Source organism: Lamprobacter sp. (genome assembly GCF_034860625.1).
Taxonomy (GTDB): Bacteria; Pseudomonadota; Gammaproteobacteria; order Chromatiales; family Chromatiaceae; genus Lamprobacter.
On record NZ_JAYESN010000756.1, the window covers coordinates 1 to 473 of the forward strand.

Below are 473 nucleotides of genomic sequence, written 5' to 3' on the forward strand. Positions count from 1 at the left end.
CCGGGGCTGCTCTCGACCCAGATCTCGCCGCCCATCATCGCCGTGAGCCGTTTGCTGATCGCCAGCCCCAGGCCACTGCCGCCGTACTTGCGGGTGGTCGAGCTGTCGGCCTGGGTAAAGGACTGGAACAGCCGTTGCTGCTGCTCCGGAGTCATGCCGATGCCGGTGTCGCGGACGCTAAAGTGTAGCCAGACATGGGACGCTTCTTCCTTGTCCACAGCAACGCGGATCAGGATCTCGCCGCCCGGCTCGGTAAACTTGACCGCATTGTTGCTGAGATTGATCAGCACCTGACCCAGGCGCAGCGCATCGCCGACCAACGCGGTGGGCAGATCCGGCGGCAGCTCGAACAGCAACTCCAAGCCCTTCTCCTCGGCCTTGAGGCCGACCAGATTGGCGAGGTTGTCCATCACATCCTCGAGCCGGAAGTCGCGTACTTCGATGTCGAGCTTGCCGGCCTCGATCTTGGAGAA

1 protein-coding gene is annotated in these 473 nt (G+C 63.0%); it reads right to left on the bottom strand.

All coding sequences use genetic code 11. The annotated features are described in order from the left end of the window. Nucleotides 1–473 (bottom strand): ATP-binding protein (locus VBE63_RS31160; protein WP_323686802.1); only part of this gene is annotated, 473 nt, incomplete at both ends.